This window comes from Corallococcus terminator, from assembly GCF_003611635.1.
Classification (GTDB): Bacteria; Myxococcota; Myxococcia; order Myxococcales; family Myxococcaceae; genus Corallococcus; species Corallococcus terminator.
Genome location: NZ_RAVZ01000051.1, coordinates 1 through 14,669 on the forward strand (window position 1 = coordinate 1; position 14,669 = coordinate 14,669).

Genomic DNA, 14,669 nt, shown 5'->3' on the forward strand with positions numbered 1-14,669 from the left:
CACCAACCCCGACTCCCCCACCCTTCAACCGCGCAGGGACCCTTCTGCAAGCGCGCGGCCAACGTGCTTGAACCCAGGTGTTCCCTCGGGAAAGGCATTGGGAAGCCGTCGCGGGGGCAGGGTGCGTGTCCGCCAACCGGTAAATCCTCCCGACCCGGGGCCGGGAGGCGGCGGTAAAGAAAGACGCCCGCGCGGGTCGCCCTCTTGGGGCCCCGGCGGGCGTGGATGGCCTGGATGACTGACAGGCTGCTACAGGACCTTCACCGGCACCTCTTTGAGCACCTGGTCGCCGCGCAGGATGACCACGGTCCACGCGCCGGGCTTCGACAGCTTCACGCCGGTCCACTGCCGCGCGCGCCAGCCCTCGCCCTTCACCTTCACGTCCTTCGTCTCGCGCACGGTGGCGCCCTGCTTCACCTGCACCGAGATGTCGTCGACGGAGTCGCCCTGGGGCACCAGGTAGCTCTGCCACAGCATCACGGAGGTGCCCGCCTTGATACCTTCGGGGGCCACTTCGGCGGTGCACTCGTACTTGTTGGGGCCGTCCTTGGCCACCTCGGTGCACAGCTTGGCTTCCACCAGCACCGGGCCCTGGCCCTGGCCCTTGTAGAAGAAGTTCCAGGTGTCACGCACCGCGTCCGCGCTGGGGGCCTTCACGGTCTCCGCCGCCGGGGCCGCCGCCTCCTGCGCTCCCGCGACCGTCGCCACACCCAGCACCGCGCACAGCACGCTTCCGTTGAACACGCTCTTCATGATTCGGGATCCCCTCGTTTGGTCGTTCAAGGAGGCCGTCCCACGTCTGGCCCCCAGGTGCGTGTGTCTAGCACGGAACACCCCGCTTCCGTCCTGCCCTACCCGAAGAGGAAGAAGCCCAGCGTCACCAGTGGCAGGTAGACGAGGAAGGCGACCAGGAGGAAGCCGAGGATGTCTTTGAACTCCAACCGTGCCACGGCCAGCAGCGGCAGCGCCCAGAAGGGCTGGATGAGGTCGGTGGCCATGTCGCCCCAGGCATACGCCAGCACCACCTTCTCCGGCGCCACGCCCAGCCGGCCCGCGGCCTCCAGCAGGTACGGCGCTTCAATGGCCCACTTGGAGCCGCCGGAGGGCACGAAGTAGTTCACCACGCCGCTGTACAGATACACGATGGCGGGGAACGTCTCGCGCGTGGACAGCGACACGAAGAGCTCGCCGATGCGGTCCGTCAGCCCCGTGGCCTTGAAGATGCCGTAGATGCCCGCGTACAGCGGGAACTGCAACACGATGCCGTGCAGCACGCTCGCGGCCTCCTCGCTCGCCTTGAGCAGCCGCGCGGGCGTTCCATGCAGCAGCACCGCGAGCACCAGGAACGTGAAGTTCACCACGTTGAGGTTGAGCGCGCGCCAGCCGCCGTTCATCCACAGGTGTCGCGCGAACCACAGGAGGCCCAGCACGCCGAAGACGACGTTGAGCAGCCACGCGTGATCCAACCACTCGGCGGGGCTGAGCTTCCCGGAGGGCTTCGGGGGCGGGGTGAAGTCCCCCAGCTTCTCCAGCACCGCGGGCTCCACGCGCACGGTGCGCTCCGGGGACGGGTGCAGCGCCCACGCGAGCGCCGTGAGCAGCGCCACCGCGCAGAGCGTCAGGCCCACGTTGAAGGGGGAGAACAGCGTCCGGTCGATGGGGATGATCCCCAACTGCTTCTCCAGGAAGTGCCCCGGCGTCGCGACCAGCAGCGGCGCGGAGGCGGACAGGCCCGCGTGCCACGTGGCGCCCAGGCCGAAGTACGCGCACGCCACCAGGAGCCGGTAGTCCACGTCCGGCCGGCGGCGCGCGATGAAGCGCACCAGCATGGCGCTGGCCACCAGCGACAGGCCCCAGTTGAAGTACGCGAGCGCCATGGACACCGCGGCCATCAGCGCGGTGGCGCCGCGCGGGCTCCTGGGCAGGCTTGCGACCTTCTCCAGCACTGCCTTCACCGGGGCGGTGAGCGCCAGCAGGTAGCCGGTGAACATCACCAATGCCATCTGCATGGAGAAGGTGAGCAGCTCCCAGAACCCGCCGCCCCAGGCATCCAGCACCAGCGGCGGAGGCGCCCCCACCCAGCCCAGGGCCAGCGCCATGGTGAGCAGGGTGAGGAGCACGGCGATGGCGAAGGCGCTGGGGACGAACCGGGAGGAGAAGCGGCCCAGCCCTTCAGCGAGCCTGACGAGGGTTTCCACGGGGCGGGACTCCAGGCGGGCAGGCGCTCCACGAACTTCGGAGCGGCACCCCGGGTTTTACGGTATGAGCGGTCGCCATGTCCCCTAGCGAGCAGCACACCCCCGTCTTTGATCGCATCGCGACGGGCGTGCCCGGACTGGATCCCATCCTGGGCGGCGGTCTGATGGCATCGGGCGTCTACATCGTCGTGGGGGAGCCCGGGGCGGGGAAGACCATCCTCGCCAACCAGCTCTGTTATCAGCAGGCGCGTCAGGGCACGCGCTGCCTGTATGTGACGCTGCTCGCGGAGTCCCATTCGCGCATGCTGGCGAACCTGCGCAGCATGGCGTTCTTCGACGCCTCGCAGCTTCCCCAGCGCATCTACTACGTCAGCGGCTTCCGGATGCTGGAGGAGCAGGGGCTGCCGGGCCTGCTGGAGCTGTTGCGCCGGGAGATGCGCAACCACGGCGCGGGCATCCTCGTGCTGGACGGGCTGGTGCAGGCGCAGGAGGCCGCGGGCAGCAGCCGCGACTTCAAGAAGTTCATCCACGAACTCCAGGTGTCCGCGGGCCTCACGCGCTTCACCGCGCTCCTGCTCACCAGCAGCGTGGGCCCCACCGTGCATCCCGAATACACGATGGTGGACGGCATCCTGGAGCTGCGCGAGCGCACGGCGGCCATGCGCTCCTGGCGCGAATTGCAGGTGCGCAAGTTCCGCGGCAGCGCGAGCCTGAGCGGGTCGCACCACTTCCGCATCTCCGAGGCGGGCGTGGAGGTGTTCCCCCGCCTGGAGACGGTGGTCAGCCGCGCGCAGCCGCCGGACTGGGGCACGCAGCGGGTGCGCTTCGGCGTGCCCACGCTGGACGCGATGATTCCAGAGGGCCTGGCCGCGGCGTCCACCACGCTGGTCATGGGGCCTCCCGGCAGCGGCAAGACGCTCCTGGGCGCAAGCCACCTGGCCGAAGGCCTGCGCCTGGGTGAGCCCGGCCTGATGGTGAGCTTCTACGAGGGTCCGGACCGGCTCCTGCACAAGGCGGCCAACGTGGGGCTGTCGCTGGGCAGCGCGGTGCGGGACGGCCGGCTGACGCTCCAGTGGAACATGCCCGCCGAGTGCAACCTCGACATGGTGGCGCACGCGCTGCTGGAGGACGTGCGCAAGCGCGGCGTGAAGCGGCTGTTCGTGGACGGCCTGAGCGCGATGGTGGAGACGACGCACGAGCCGGCGCGCATCAGCCCCTTCTTCGCCGCGCTCACGCATGAATTGCGCCGGCTGGGGGTCACCACGTTCTTCACCTTGGAGACGCCCCGGCTCTTCGGTCCGGACATGGACGTGCCCCTGGGCACGGGCCTGTCCGGCGTGGCGGAGAACCTGCTGTTCATGCGCCACCTGGAGCTCAACGGCCGGCTGCGGCGGCTGCTCTCCATCTTCAAGATGCGTGACGCGGACTACGACCCGACGCTGCGCGAGTTCCTCATCACGCCCCAGGGCATCGAGGTCCAGCCTCCGTTCCAGCCGTCGCCTGAATTGCTGCTCACCGGCATCGCCCGCTTCCCGGGCAACCACTCCTGACCCCCAGAGGCTCCGTGGCTCCCGCGACCGAGACCGTGCTGGTGGTGGACGACGAACAGGGCATCCTGGAAGCGCTCGCGGACCTCTTGAGGGAAGAGGGCTACCGCGTGCTGACGGCGTCCCATGGCAAAGAGGCCCTGGAGCGCATGGCGGAGGTGAAGCCGGACCTGGTGCTCACCGACTGGATGATGCCCGTGCTGGATGGGCCCGCGCTCATCGAGCGCATCCAGAAGGACCCGGAGCTGCGCCACATCGCCGTGCTGGGCATGAGCGCCGTGGACACCAACGGCCTGAGGCGTCAGCACCCCGGGATGGAGTTCCTCCAGAAGCCCTTCGACATCCGCGCCCTGATGAAACAGGTGCGCAAGGCCCTGGACGCGCCGCGCGTCCAGGAAGGCTGAGCGTCCAAGCCGCGCGCCCGGGAGGCCCGCCATGTTCCACCTGCTCAAGCTGGGTCCGGTGCCCCTCTCCATGGGCACCACCGGGGTGTACCTGCGCATCGGCGAGTCGGGCGACCCGTCCGCCCCCGTCTTCGAACAGGACGACGTCGCGGGTGTGAGGGCCCTCATCGCCGGCCTGGAGGACACGTCCCAGGTGCTGTGCGAGCCCGCGCTGGCGGACGCCGCCCTGGAGCTGGGCCTGAGCGTGGCGCCGCCTCCGCAGGCGGCGCTCTCCTCGCGGGCGGCCATCGCCACGTTCCTCGCGTGGGGACAGCGGGGCGTGTCCGGGCTGGGGTCGGACAAGGCGCTGCTCTTCGTCCAGGCCTCCACTGAATACTGGAGCGCGAGGCCGTGGACGCACTGGGATGACGGCCAGCCCTTCGTGGTGGACGTCACCGGCGCGCACGAGCACACCTACGAGGGTTGCGTCTTCCACGCGGACGACGGCCTCGCGGGGCTGGCCCTCTATGAACGGCCCGGCTCGCTCGCGCGGCTGTTGGAGCTCCAGGTCCATGGCCAGGGGGAGGAGGCGAAGGCGCTGCCCGCCATCGCCGTGTCCCTGGAGCCCAGCCCCGCCTACGCGGTGGAGGCCCTGTCCGCCGCCGGCCGCGTGCCCCGGCTGCCCCTGCCCATCAAGTCCGGCCCGCACGGCGTGAGCGTCCCCTCCAGCCTGGAGTCCCTCATCCTGGTGGCCGCCCTGCGCGCCGTGGCCCGCCTGTCCCCCACCCAGCCCGAGGCCCTGAGCAGCATGGTGGCAGGTGAGGCGCGGATGGACGTCCGGGTGCGAGCCCCCGCCCAACGCGTGCGCAACTAGGCGGAATCAGGCCCTTGCCGCCATGACGCACCCTGACCAGACAGGGGAACGGGCTCGTGTGGGACTGTGAACAACCGCTGTAAGAGAAAAGGTTGATTCACAAAGTATCTGGGTCCATAGGTGAAGGCGTGACTGACGCCGACCTTGCACCCCGGGTCCAGCGCTTCCTCACGGCGCACATCGATTCCATCGAGAAGCTGGAGGTGCTCCTCCTGCTTCGTGCCCGGACGGACCGGGCGTGGACGGCGCCGGCGGTGGCCCTGGAGCTGCGCATCACCGAAGCCTCCGCGGCCCGCCGTCTGGCGGAGCTGAAGTCGGGAGGGCTGTTGCTCGAGGATGGCGTGTCGGGCGAGGCCTTCCGCTTCAGCCCCAGCCAGTCAGACGACGTGAAGGCCGCCGCGGAGCTGTCCACCGCGTACGCGGCGCGCCGGGTGAGTGTGATTGCGTTCATCTTCTCCCGCCCGATGGACCGCGTGCGGGGCGTCTAGGGCGAGCGGGCGGGCGCAAGGTTGTTTTCCGTGCGCGCGCAAGCACCGGGCCCGGTGCGATGGTGGGCGGGATGGAGGTGTCATCCATGGCCGACGCATCGCTTCCCCGCTTCACGCCGCGCCGCGAACTGGGGCGCACGGGCTTCACCGCGACGGCGGTGGGCATTGGTGACGTGGCGGACCGCACGGTGCCGCGCGAGGACCTGGTCGCCACGCTGCGCCGGGCGCTGGACGCGGGGCTCAACGTCATCGACACCGCGCCCGGGTACGAGGACGGCCTGAGCGAGAAGGTCGTGGGCGAGGCCCTGCGCGGCCGGCGCGAGGGCGTGTTCGTCATCGACAAGGTGGACGTGCTGGAGGCCCCGGTGGCGCCGCAGGTGGCCCAGAGCCTGGCGCGCCTGGGCCTGCCGTCGGTGGACCTGTTCGCGCTGCACGCGGTGAAGTCGCTGGCGCAGTGGGAGGAGGTGGCGCGGCCGGGCGGGGCGCTGGAGCAGTTGGAGGCGTGCGTGGCGAAGGGGCAGGCGCGCTTCCGGGGCATCTCCTGTCACCACCCGGACGCGCTGCTGGCGGCCGTGCGTTCGGGGCGGTGTGACGTGGTGATGTTCCCGCTGGGCCCGTTCGTGGACGCGCGCTACCTGGAGCAGGTGCTGCCCCTGGCGCGCGAGCGGGGCGTGGGCGTGGTGTCCTTCAAGACGTTCGGCGCGGGCAAGCTGTTGGGGGACACGGAGGGCTATGGCCGGCCGCTCCAGGCGCGCCCGCGCGGCAAGGTCGGCTCCGGGGGCGAGGCGCGGGACACGCCGGTGTTGCCGCACCTGTCGGTGGCGGAGTGCGTGCACTACACGCTCACGTTGGATCCGGACGTGATGTTGATGGGGATGGGCTTTCCGAACGAACAGGACGCCGCGCTGCACGCGGCCGCGGCCTTCCGTCCCCTGGAGGCCGGGGCGCTGCGGACGGTGCGGGAGCGGGCGCGCGCCGCCATCGAGGGCAAGGGCGCGGTGTGGTGGAACCCGCCTTCACCTGAAGTGCCCACGCGCTGAGCCCGCGCGCGCGAGCAGGCGAGCTCGGACGGGTTGCCTGCAAGACACTCGCTCCGAATCTGGATCCCCTCGGGATTTGTTGAAGGGCCGGGACCGTCATTATCGGCGCCTCCCGCCGACCTTCCTCCATGCCCGAACCATCCGTTGAGCCCTCCGCCGAACTGCCCGGTGAGCCGCCGCTCCCGGGCGCGGCGAACGTGCCCCGGCTGGCGGATGCGGACGTGTCGTCCGGTCTGGCGTTGGCGTTGGGGTCCCTGCCTCCGGGCGAAGAGGTCTCGGCCGCGGACACCTCCTCCAGGGCGGACCCGGTGGCCGTGAATGATTCGCCTCCGGGCCGTACCCAGGACGTGAAGTCAGCCTTCGCGGATGCTCCGATGCGGGGGAGTCTGCCGGACGCGGGCGTGCCGTCGCGTGCGTTCGTGGAGGAGGGCCGCTTCGCCTTCCTGGCCCGCGCGGGCGAGGTGCTGTCGTCGTCGTTGGATGAGCCCACGGTGCTGCGCCAGCTCGTGGACCTGGTGGTGCCGGGGCTGGCGGACTGGTGCGTGGTGGACTTCGTCACGTCGGCGGGCACGGTGGTGCGCCGGGCCGCGGCGCACCGGGAGCCCGCGCTTGTGCCCGCCGCCTATGCCTTCGCGGAGCGCTGGCCCGAACGGGTGGACGGCTCCACGGGCCTGTCCGGAGTGCTGCGCACCGGTCAGCCCTGCCTCGTGCCGGACGTGCCCGAAGCCCATGTCCAGGCGGCCGTGGCGCAGGGCGATGCGCGGCTCGCGGAGGCCTGGCGCCTGGGCTGCCGCTCCGTGATGCTGGTGCCGCTGGAGGCGCGCGGCCGGGTGCTGGGATGTCTGTCATTGATGTCCGGCGAGACCGAACGCCGCTATGACGAGCGCGACCTGGCGCTGGCGCGCGAGCTGGCCCGGCGGGCCGCGCTGTCGTTGGACAACGCCCTGCTGTATGGCGAATCCCGTCAGGCCCAGGCGCGCACGGCGCGACTCCAGGCGGTGACGGCGGCGCTGTCCCGCGCGGCCACCGAGGACGCGGTGGCGCAGGTGCTGGCCCGCGAAGTGTGGGAGGCCAGCGGCGCCACGCGCGTCGCGGTGCTGGCCCTGGAGGAGAACGGTGGCCTGCGGCCCCTGAGGATGCTGGGGTACTCCGAGGAATCGCTGGCCCGCATCCTCCGTCCCCCGTCCGGGGACACCTTCCCGAGCGGGCGCCACGACTGTCAGCGCGAGGCGTGGTGGTTCAGCTCGCTGGAGGAACTCAGCCGCCAGCATCCCCAGGTCGCGGAGTTCGCGCGCAGCCTGGGGCCTGGGGCCCGCGCGGTGGTGCCGCTGTGGGGCGAGACGCGGATGCAGGGGTTGTTGCTGCTCGGGTGGCCGGAGTCGCGGGCCTTCTCCGCGTCGGAGCGCTCCTTCCTGGAAGCCCTGGCGCACCAGTGCGCGCAGGCGCTGGAGCGGGCCGCGCTCTATGAGGCGCTGCGCGAGCGCACCGAACGGCTGCGGCAGGCGCTGGTCACCGGCGACATGGGCACGTGGCGGGTGGACCTGGGGCGCGCGAAGGAGACGCGGGACGCGGCGCTCAACCACATGCTGGGCTTGCCCGCGGTGGATTCGTCGACGGGCGTGGGGGACTTCCTCTCCCGCCTGCACGCGGAGGACCGGCCGCACGTGGAGGCGGAGTTCCTGCGGCACCAGCGTCAGGCGCCCAGCTTCTTCGAGCTGGAGTTCCGCGTGGTGCGCCGCGACGGCGGCGTCCGTTGGTTGCACAGCGTGGGGCAGTCCTTCCCCGGACCGGACGGGGAGGTCGCGTATCTCACCGGCGCGATGGCGGACGTCACGCGGCGCAAGGAGGCCGAGGAGCGGCTGCAACTGCTGCTGGACGCGAGCCGCGTGCTGGCGCTCCGCCTGGACGACGTGGAGCAGGCCCTGCCAGAGGTGGCGAAGCTGGTCGCGAACCACGTGGCCACCGGTTGTCTGGTGGACCTGACGGCGCCGGACGGAACCCTGCGCCGGGTGACGGCGGCCCACCGCGCCTCCGAAGACGACGCACGGCTGAAGGCCGCCCTGTCGGAGCCGGACCTCCGGCCCGAGCATCCGGCGCTCCAGTGCTTCGCGTCCGGCGAGGTCTGCTTCCTGTCGCGCATGGACTTCAAGCGGCGCGACGCGGGCTCCACCCCCGAGGCGCCGCGGTCCCTGATGGACAGCCTGTCGCCCACGTCGGTGCTGTCGGTGCCGCTGCGTGCGCGGGGGCGCACGCTGGGCGTCATCACGCTGTTCACCGCCGCGCCGCAGCGCACGCTGGTGGCCGCCGACGTGACGATGGTGGAGGAGCTGGCGTTGCGCATCGGCGTGGCGCTGGAGAACGCCCGGCTCTTCCATGACGCCCAGTCCGCGGTGCGTCTGCGCGACGAGTTCCTCTCCGTGGCGAGCCACGAGCTGAAGACACCCCTCACCAGCCTCATCCTCCAGCACAACCTGATTGGCCGGTCGCTGGAGGTGGCGGGCCAGGCGGGGCCGGTGATGGGCCGGCTGACCACCGCGCAGCGGCAGGTGCTGCGGCTGACGGCGCTCGTGGACAACCTGCTGGACGTCAGCCGTCTGTCATTGGGCAAGCTGGCGCTGGAGCGCGCGGAGGTGGACCTGGTCCAGGTGACGCGCGACGCGGTGGAGCGGCTGGAGGAGGTGTTCGCCCAGGCCTGCTGTCCCCTCCAGGTGGACCTGCCGCGCACGCTGAAGGGCCAGTGGGACGCGCTCCGGTTGGATCAGGTGCTGGTGAACCTGCTCACCAACGCGGCGAAGTATGGCGCGGGCCACCCGGTGTCGGTGCGCGCGGGCACCGGCGCGGACGACGAAGCCTGGGTGGAGGTGCGCGACCAGGGCATCGGCATCGACGCGGACGCGCTGCCCCGGCTCTTCGGCCGCTTCGAGCGCGCCGTGTCCGACCGGCACTACGGCGGCATGGGGCTGGGGCTCTACATCAGCCGGCAGATTGTCGAAGCGCTGGGGGGCCGCATCGACCTGGACAGCCAGCCGGGGCAGGGCGCGACCTTCACCTTGCGGCTGCCCCGCCAGGGCGTGCCCGACACACGGACCCCTCCCCCCCAGGATTCGTAGGAGGGGAAGGGGAGCGCGGGGCGTCGTCAGTGCTGAACGCCCTTGAGCGGAGGCCCTTCGGCTTCCATCGCCCGGTACTCGTCGTCGGTGAACAGGCGCGAACGGATGAGGAAGCGCACGCCTTCGGGGGCTTCGACGGAGAAGCCACTGCCGCGACCGGGCACCACGTCCACCGTGAGGTGGGTGTGGCGCCAGTACTCGAACTGCGACCCGGACATGTAGAAGGGCGTGCCGACAATCTCACCCAGGTACACGTCCTCCTGGCCCACGCGGAAGTCGCCGCGCGGGAAGCACATGGGCGCGCTGCCGTCGCAGCAGCCGCCGGACTGGTGGAAGAGCAGCGGACCGTGGAGGCCCTGCATCTTGTGGAGCAGGGCCTCGGCGGCCGGCGTCACTTCGACGCGCGGAACAGGCATCCCTAGAAGAAGCCCATGGGCTTGGCGTCGTAGCTGACGAGCATGTTCTTCGTCTGCTGGTAGTGGTTGAGCATCATCTTGTGGTTCTCGCGGCCGATGCCGGACTGCTTGTAGCCGCCGAACGCCGCGTGCGCGGGGTACAGGTGGTAGCAGTTCACCCAGACGCGGCCGGCCTGGATGCCGCGGCCCATGCGGTAGGCGGTGTTGGTGTCGCGCGTCCACACGCCAGCGCCCAGGCCGTAGAGCGTCTCGTTGGCCTGCGCGAGCGCGTCGGCGGCGTCCTTGAACTTCGCCACCGCGACGACGGGGCCGAAGATCTCCTCCTGGAAGACGCGCATCTTGTTGTTGCCTTCGAAGATGGTGGGCTCCACGTAGAAGCCCTCCGACAGCGCGCCGGACAGCGTCTTGCGTCCGCCACCGGTGAGCACCTTCGCGCCCTCCTTCTTGCCGATGTCCAGGTAGGAGAGGATCTTCTCCAACTGATCATTGCTCGCCTGGGCGCCAATCTGCGTCGCGGTGTCCAGCGGGTTGCCCTGCACGATGCGCTTGGTGCGCTCCACGGCCTTCTGCATGAAGTCGTCGTAGAAGCGCTCCGCGACCAGCGAGCGCGACGGGCACGTGCAGACCTCGCCCTGGTTGAGGGCGAACATGGCGAAGCCTTCCAGCGCCTTCTGGGCGAAGTCGTCGTCCTTGGCGAAGACGTCCTCGAAGAAGATGTTGGGGGACTTGCCGCCCAGCTCCAGCGTCACCGGGATGAGGTTCTCGGAGGCGTACTGCATGATGAGGCGGCCGGTGGTCGTCTCACCCGTGAAGGCGATCTTCGCGATGCGCTTGTTGCTCGCGAGCGGCTTGCCGGCCTCGATGCCGAAGCCGTTCACGATGTTGAGGACGCCGGGGGGGAGCAGGTCGCCCACCAGCTCCACGAACTTCAGGATGGTGACGGGCGTCTGCTCCGCGGGCTTGAGGACGATGCAGTTACCGGCGGCGAGCGCGGGCGCCATCTTCCACGCGGCCATCAGCAGCGGGAAGTTCCACGGGATGATCTGCCCCACGACGCCGAGCGGCTCGTTGAAGTGGTAGGCGACCGTGTTGTCATCCAACTGGCTGAGCGACCCTTCCTGGGCGCGGATACAACCCGCGAAGTAGCGGAAGTGGTCGATGGCGAGCGGCAGGTCGGCGGCCAGACACTCACGGATGGGTTTGCCGTTGTCCCAGGATTCGGAGACCGCCAGCATCTCCAGGTTCTGCTGCATGCGGTCGGCGATCTGATTGAGGATGTTCGCGCGCTCGGCGGCGGGTGTCTTGCCCCACGCATCCTTGGCCGCGTGCGCTGCGTCCAGCGCCTTCTCGATGTCCTCCGCGGTGGAGCGCGGGATCTCGCAGAAGGGGCGCCCGTTCACGGGGCTGATGTTCTCGAAGTACTGGCCCTTCACGGGGGGCACGAACTTCCCGCCGATGTAGTTGCCGTAGCGGCTCAGGAACTGGACCTTGCTGCCCTTCTGACCCGGTGCTTCGTAGACCGTCGACATGCACGACTCCTGCGGTGGGTTTTGAAGACGAACGGACGATAGGCACCCGACGCTCCGCGTCATGCGAAACAGGGGGCCTGCCGTCGTCCGATAGTGATCAACGTGGATGCAAGGACAGGTGCCGGGAGGGCACACATCCGGCCGCGTCGGTACGCCCCTACGTGAGGCGTGGGTGCGCATAACGAGCGGGTTCCGCGGTCGCTTTTCTTTCTGGGAGCGGCGCGTCGAACGCCTTCCGCACGCATCCGGAGGGCGTGGGTCCTGCCCCACCGGCGAATGAGGAGCGTGGTCCCCGCCTCGGTCCTGCGACTGCACGGCGAGCGGCCCGCCCCCGCGCACTCGCCGTGCCGCGTGCCCGACCTGAAAGAGGCTTACCGATGGGGGCGCATTGCGCGAACCTGTCCGACTGTCGGACAGGTTCTGGCGAGCCGCCGCTGGCAGGGCGCCCCCGGACTCCGTTTCTGGCGTGCCCACTTCAAGTCCGGGCCCCACGCGAAGTGCGGGAGCGCCAGATGCCTTGCCGGGACAGGGGAGCGTAGGAAGACCCGCTCCCTTGCCCAGGCGTGAAGTCCGGCGCGCGCGGTTTCAGCTCCAGCGCGCCGGCATGGGCCCCAGGTCAGCGCAGCGGCAGGTCCAGCCAGGAGGGGCCGCGGAGCGACAACTGCGCGCCGGTGTTGTTGGCGCCCAGGTAGAGCGGGTCCTGGGTGTCCACGACGAGCGCGAGCTGGTGGAACGCCGCGACGTCATAGGCCGTGGCGGGGAACTTCAGGTCCAGGTCCACCGGAGTGCCGGGCGTGGCGCCCGTCCAGGTGAGCGGCACATGGGTGATGAGGCCGCCGAAGTCGCCGGTGACGTCATACAGGTACGCGACCACGGTGCCGGACGAGGCGGACGGCGTGATGCGCAGGCGCAGGGTGGCCGTGCCTCGGATGGAGAGGGCGCGCGTCGAGATGGACGAGGTCCAGACCCCCGCGTTGAGGCGGTTGACGCCCGGCAGCCAGACGATGGGCGGAATGCCGGTCAGCGCCTGGAGCCCGTTGGTCAAGAGCGCCACGCCCGCGTCGGCGGTGGTGTCGAACGCCCAGATGGTGCGCGCGGCGCTCGAGGAGGGCGTGCCGCCCAGCGTGCCCGTGCCGTCGAGGATGCGGATGGCGCCCAGTCCATAGCGCTGCGTGCTGGAGGCGACGGCGCTCCACGACGTGTAGCCCTCCACCGCGCCGTTGTACGTGCGCAGCACGATGGGCGCCTCCTGGGTGATGCTCGTGTCCACGCCCGCGACGTGCGCGTCCATCCAGCGCGTGACGCTGCTCCAGACGTGGTTCGGCAGCCCGAACAGGCCGGTGGCCTCCACGACGGCGTGGTCACCCGGCGCGAGCTCCAGGCGCTTGGGCCCCGTGAGCTGGCCGTAGAACTCCACCAACTGGTTGGGCGGGAAGAGGCTGTCGCCATAGGAGTTGGCGATGAGGATGGCGGGCGCGTTCGCGTTGATGCGGGACAGATAGGTGCTCGCCGAGCGCACGCGGCCCCAGGCCTTGATGCCCGCGATGTCGCGGTTGGCGTAGTAGTTGTCGATGGTCGTGCGCAGCTCCGGGCTCGGCCTGCCCAGCAGCCGCGAGGTGAAGTCCAGCAGGCCCACCGCCTGCGGGCGCCGGGTCTCCCCACCGAACAGCGAGGCCACCAGGTCCGTCCAGCCGGACAGCGCGGCCACGGCCTTCACGCGCGGGTCGAACCCCGCCGCGATGAGCGAGATGCCGGCGCCATACGAGACCCCCGCGAGTCCAATGCGCGAGCGGTCCGCGGACGTGTTCGCGAGCAGCCAGTCGATGACGCGCGACGTGTCCGCGATGTCCGCCGGACCGGCCGTGTCGATGCCACCGCCCGAAGCCCAGAAACCGCGCGGCGTATAGGACAGCGCGACGTAGCCCCGCTGCGCCAGCGCCTGGGCCTGGGCCAGATACTCCAGGTCGTTGAGCCCCCAGCTCGAGATGAAGACGACGGCCGGGTGCGGACCCGGCGTCGTCGGCGCGATGTAGTTCGCCTTGAGCACGGTGCCGTCGCCCGCGGTGATGTCGACGAACTTGAAGCCCGTGGTCGGCACCGCCGCCACGGCGGCACGCGCGACCGTGGCCTGGACGGGAAGGGCGACCGCCGCGAGCGGGGTGAGCAGCCCCAGCAGGAGGAATGGCAGCCGGAAGAGCCGCGAGGAGACACGTTGCGACATGGGACACCTCAAGAGGGGGAAGCCTTGAGAAGAGGGGAATGCCTCCGAATTGAGACAGAGGCGTACTCAGGGTATGAGCAGATTGATTCGAGAATCAAGGCCCCGCGCGGGTGTCATCCCAATCGCAGAACAATGTTTCTCGCGGGGAAGGGCAGGGCTGTGCCTTCCGCGGCCCGAGGATGCCCTGCTCACCGCTGCTTCTTGCGATGCTGCTTCTGATACTGCTTCCGCCGATGCTTCAGGAGGCCCTGGAGCAGATTCGAGAAGGCGATCAGCTCCTGCTGGGACAGGACGGGGCAACGCCAGTCCAGGTCCCGCATGCGCTGCAGCAGCTCCTCGGGAATCGCCACCCGGTAGTTCGCGACGTAGTAGGGGAGGTCCGCGGACCAAATCCAGACACCGTCTGTCTGTGTGTGGTGACGGGCCACGTGCTTCCTGCCAGTGAACCAGTCGTCCAGCGTCCCGCTGCTGACCGCGAACACCGAAGCCTTCCGAAGGTACGCCGCCACCCGCATCGCCTCTTCCTCGGGAAGCGCTCCCCGCGACGCTTCCAGGGACGGGTCCTCCGGCGAGCCGTGAACGAGCTCTCGGAAGTGTCCCGCAACGCACAGCCGCCTCACGTCGGCCCAGGTGCCCGTCATGCCCGTCCTTTTAGCACCGACGATGCCGCGCCCCGCCGCTCACGCCGCAGCCCCGCAACCCCCGTCATCCGTGCAGAACACTTCAGCCCCGGTGGCTTTGTCGCGCCTCGGCGTGGGCGCGGATCCGCGCGTCACTCACACGCCCTCAGGGGCTTCCAGGTGTCCGCCGGGAGACTCGCAAACGCGGCTTTCTTCGAGAGTGAACGAGTTGTTTTTCCGCCC

The 14,669-nt window shown here is 70.1% G+C and carries 12 protein-coding genes; 6 read left to right on the forward strand and 6 right to left on the reverse strand.

What is annotated here, in order from left to right; genetic code table 11:
• Positions 1 to 249: 249 nt before the first annotated feature.
• Together D7V88_RS10350 and D7V88_RS10355 are read right to left on the reverse strand one after the other, a co-directional pair.
• Positions 250 to 753 (reverse strand): hypothetical protein, encoded by a 504-nt coding sequence (locus tag D7V88_RS10350; RefSeq protein ID WP_120540459.1) that lies wholly within the window; start codon positions 751 to 753, stop codon positions 250 to 252.
• A 98-nt stretch (positions 754 to 851) separates the two neighbouring features.
• Positions 852 to 2,198, reverse strand: coding sequence for a short-chain fatty acid transporter (locus D7V88_RS10355; RefSeq protein WP_120540460.1), 1,347 nt, complete (start codon positions 2,196 to 2,198; stop codon positions 852 to 854).
• A 77-nt stretch (positions 2,199 to 2,275) separates the two neighbouring features.
• Here D7V88_RS10355 and D7V88_RS10360 point away from each other — a divergent pair, with 77 nt between their 5' ends.
• The 6 genes from D7V88_RS10360 to D7V88_RS10385 all read left to right on the forward strand — a co-directional run bounded on the left by D7V88_RS10360 (position 2,276) and on the right by D7V88_RS10385 (position 9,640).
• Entirely contained in the window at positions 2,276 to 3,748 is a 1,473-nt protein-coding gene (locus D7V88_RS10360; RefSeq protein ID WP_120540461.1) for an ATPase domain-containing protein, read from the forward strand.
• Between the two features lie 14 nt (positions 3,749 to 3,762).
• Positions 3,763 to 4,149, forward strand: coding sequence for a response regulator (locus D7V88_RS10365; protein ID WP_120540462.1), 387 nt, complete (start codon positions 3,763 to 3,765; stop codon positions 4,147 to 4,149).
• A 31-nt stretch (positions 4,150 to 4,180) separates the two neighbouring features.
• Positions 4,181 to 5,002: a hypothetical protein gene (locus D7V88_RS10370; RefSeq protein WP_120540463.1), complete on the forward strand. Its 822-nt coding sequence runs from the start codon at positions 4,181 to 4,183 to the stop codon at positions 5,000 to 5,002.
• A 128-nt stretch (positions 5,003 to 5,130) separates the two neighbouring features.
• Positions 5,131 to 5,490, forward strand: a complete 360-nt coding sequence (locus D7V88_RS10375; RefSeq protein WP_120540464.1) for a hypothetical protein — start codon at positions 5,131 to 5,133, stop codon at positions 5,488 to 5,490.
• Positions 5,491 to 5,576: 86 nt separating this feature from the next.
• Positions 5,577 to 6,530, forward strand: a complete 954-nt coding sequence (locus D7V88_RS10380; protein WP_120540484.1) for an aldo/keto reductase — start codon at positions 5,577 to 5,579, stop codon at positions 6,528 to 6,530.
• Between the two features lie 128 nt (positions 6,531 to 6,658).
• Positions 6,659 to 9,640: a sensor histidine kinase gene (locus tag D7V88_RS10385; RefSeq protein WP_120540465.1), complete on the forward strand. Its 2,982-nt coding sequence runs from the start codon at positions 6,659 to 6,661 to the stop codon at positions 9,638 to 9,640.
• 26 nt (positions 9,641 to 9,666) lie between these two features.
• Here D7V88_RS10385 and D7V88_RS10390 read toward each other — a convergent pair whose 3' ends face one another.
• From D7V88_RS10390 to D7V88_RS10405, 4 genes are all read right to left on the reverse strand, one after another.
• Positions 9,667 to 10,056 carry a DUF779 domain-containing protein gene (locus D7V88_RS10390; RefSeq protein ID WP_120540466.1) on the reverse strand — a complete coding sequence of 130 codons (390 nt, stop codon included), beginning with the start codon at positions 10,054 to 10,056 and terminating at the stop codon, positions 9,667 to 9,669.
• Between the two features lie 2 nt (positions 10,057 to 10,058).
• Positions 10,059 to 11,585 (reverse strand): aldehyde dehydrogenase, encoded by a 1,527-nt coding sequence (gene adh / locus D7V88_RS10395; protein ID WP_120540467.1) that lies wholly within the window; start codon positions 11,583 to 11,585, stop codon positions 10,059 to 10,061.
• Positions 11,586 to 12,201: 616 nt separating this feature from the next.
• Positions 12,202 to 13,806, reverse strand: a complete 1,605-nt coding sequence (locus tag D7V88_RS10400; RefSeq protein WP_120540468.1) for a CocE/NonD family hydrolase — start codon at positions 13,804 to 13,806, stop codon at positions 12,202 to 12,204.
• Between the two features lie 188 nt (positions 13,807 to 13,994).
• Positions 13,995 to 14,447, reverse strand: a complete 453-nt coding sequence (locus D7V88_RS10405) for a hypothetical protein (protein WP_120540469.1) — start codon at positions 14,445 to 14,447, stop codon at positions 13,995 to 13,997.
• Positions 14,448 to 14,669 lie beyond the last annotated feature (222 nt).

Excerpts from the sequence above, each read along its gene's own strand:
- D7V88_RS10385 (WP_120540465.1), top strand. The coding sequence starts at position 6,659 with ATGCCCGAACCATCCGTTGAGCCCTCCGCCGAACTGCCCGGTGAGCCG.
- adh (WP_120540467.1), bottom strand. The coding sequence starts at position 11,585 with ATGTCGACGGTCTACGAAGCACCGGGTCAGAAGGGCAGCAAGGTCCAG.
- D7V88_RS10370 (WP_120540463.1), top strand. The coding sequence starts at position 4,181 with ATGTTCCACCTGCTCAAGCTGGGTCCGGTGCCCCTCTCCATGGGCACC.
- D7V88_RS10400 (WP_120540468.1), bottom strand. The coding sequence starts at position 13,806 with ATGTCGCAACGTGTCTCCTCGCGGCTCTTCCGGCTGCCATTCCTCCTG.
- D7V88_RS10350 (WP_120540459.1), bottom strand. The coding sequence starts at position 753 with ATGAAGAGCGTGTTCAACGGAAGCGTGCTGTGCGCGGTGCTGGGTGTG.
- D7V88_RS10405 (WP_120540469.1), bottom strand. The coding sequence starts at position 14,447 with ATGACGGGCACCTGGGCCGACGTGAGGCGGCTGTGCGTTGCGGGACAC.
- D7V88_RS10380 (WP_120540484.1), top strand. The coding sequence starts at position 5,577 with ATGGCCGACGCATCGCTTCCCCGCTTCACGCCGCGCCGCGAACTGGGG.
- D7V88_RS10360 (WP_120540461.1), top strand. The coding sequence starts at position 2,276 with ATGTCCCCTAGCGAGCAGCACACCCCCGTCTTTGATCGCATCGCGACG.
- D7V88_RS10390 (WP_120540466.1), bottom strand. The coding sequence starts at position 10,056 with ATGCCTGTTCCGCGCGTCGAAGTGACGCCGGCCGCCGAGGCCCTGCTC.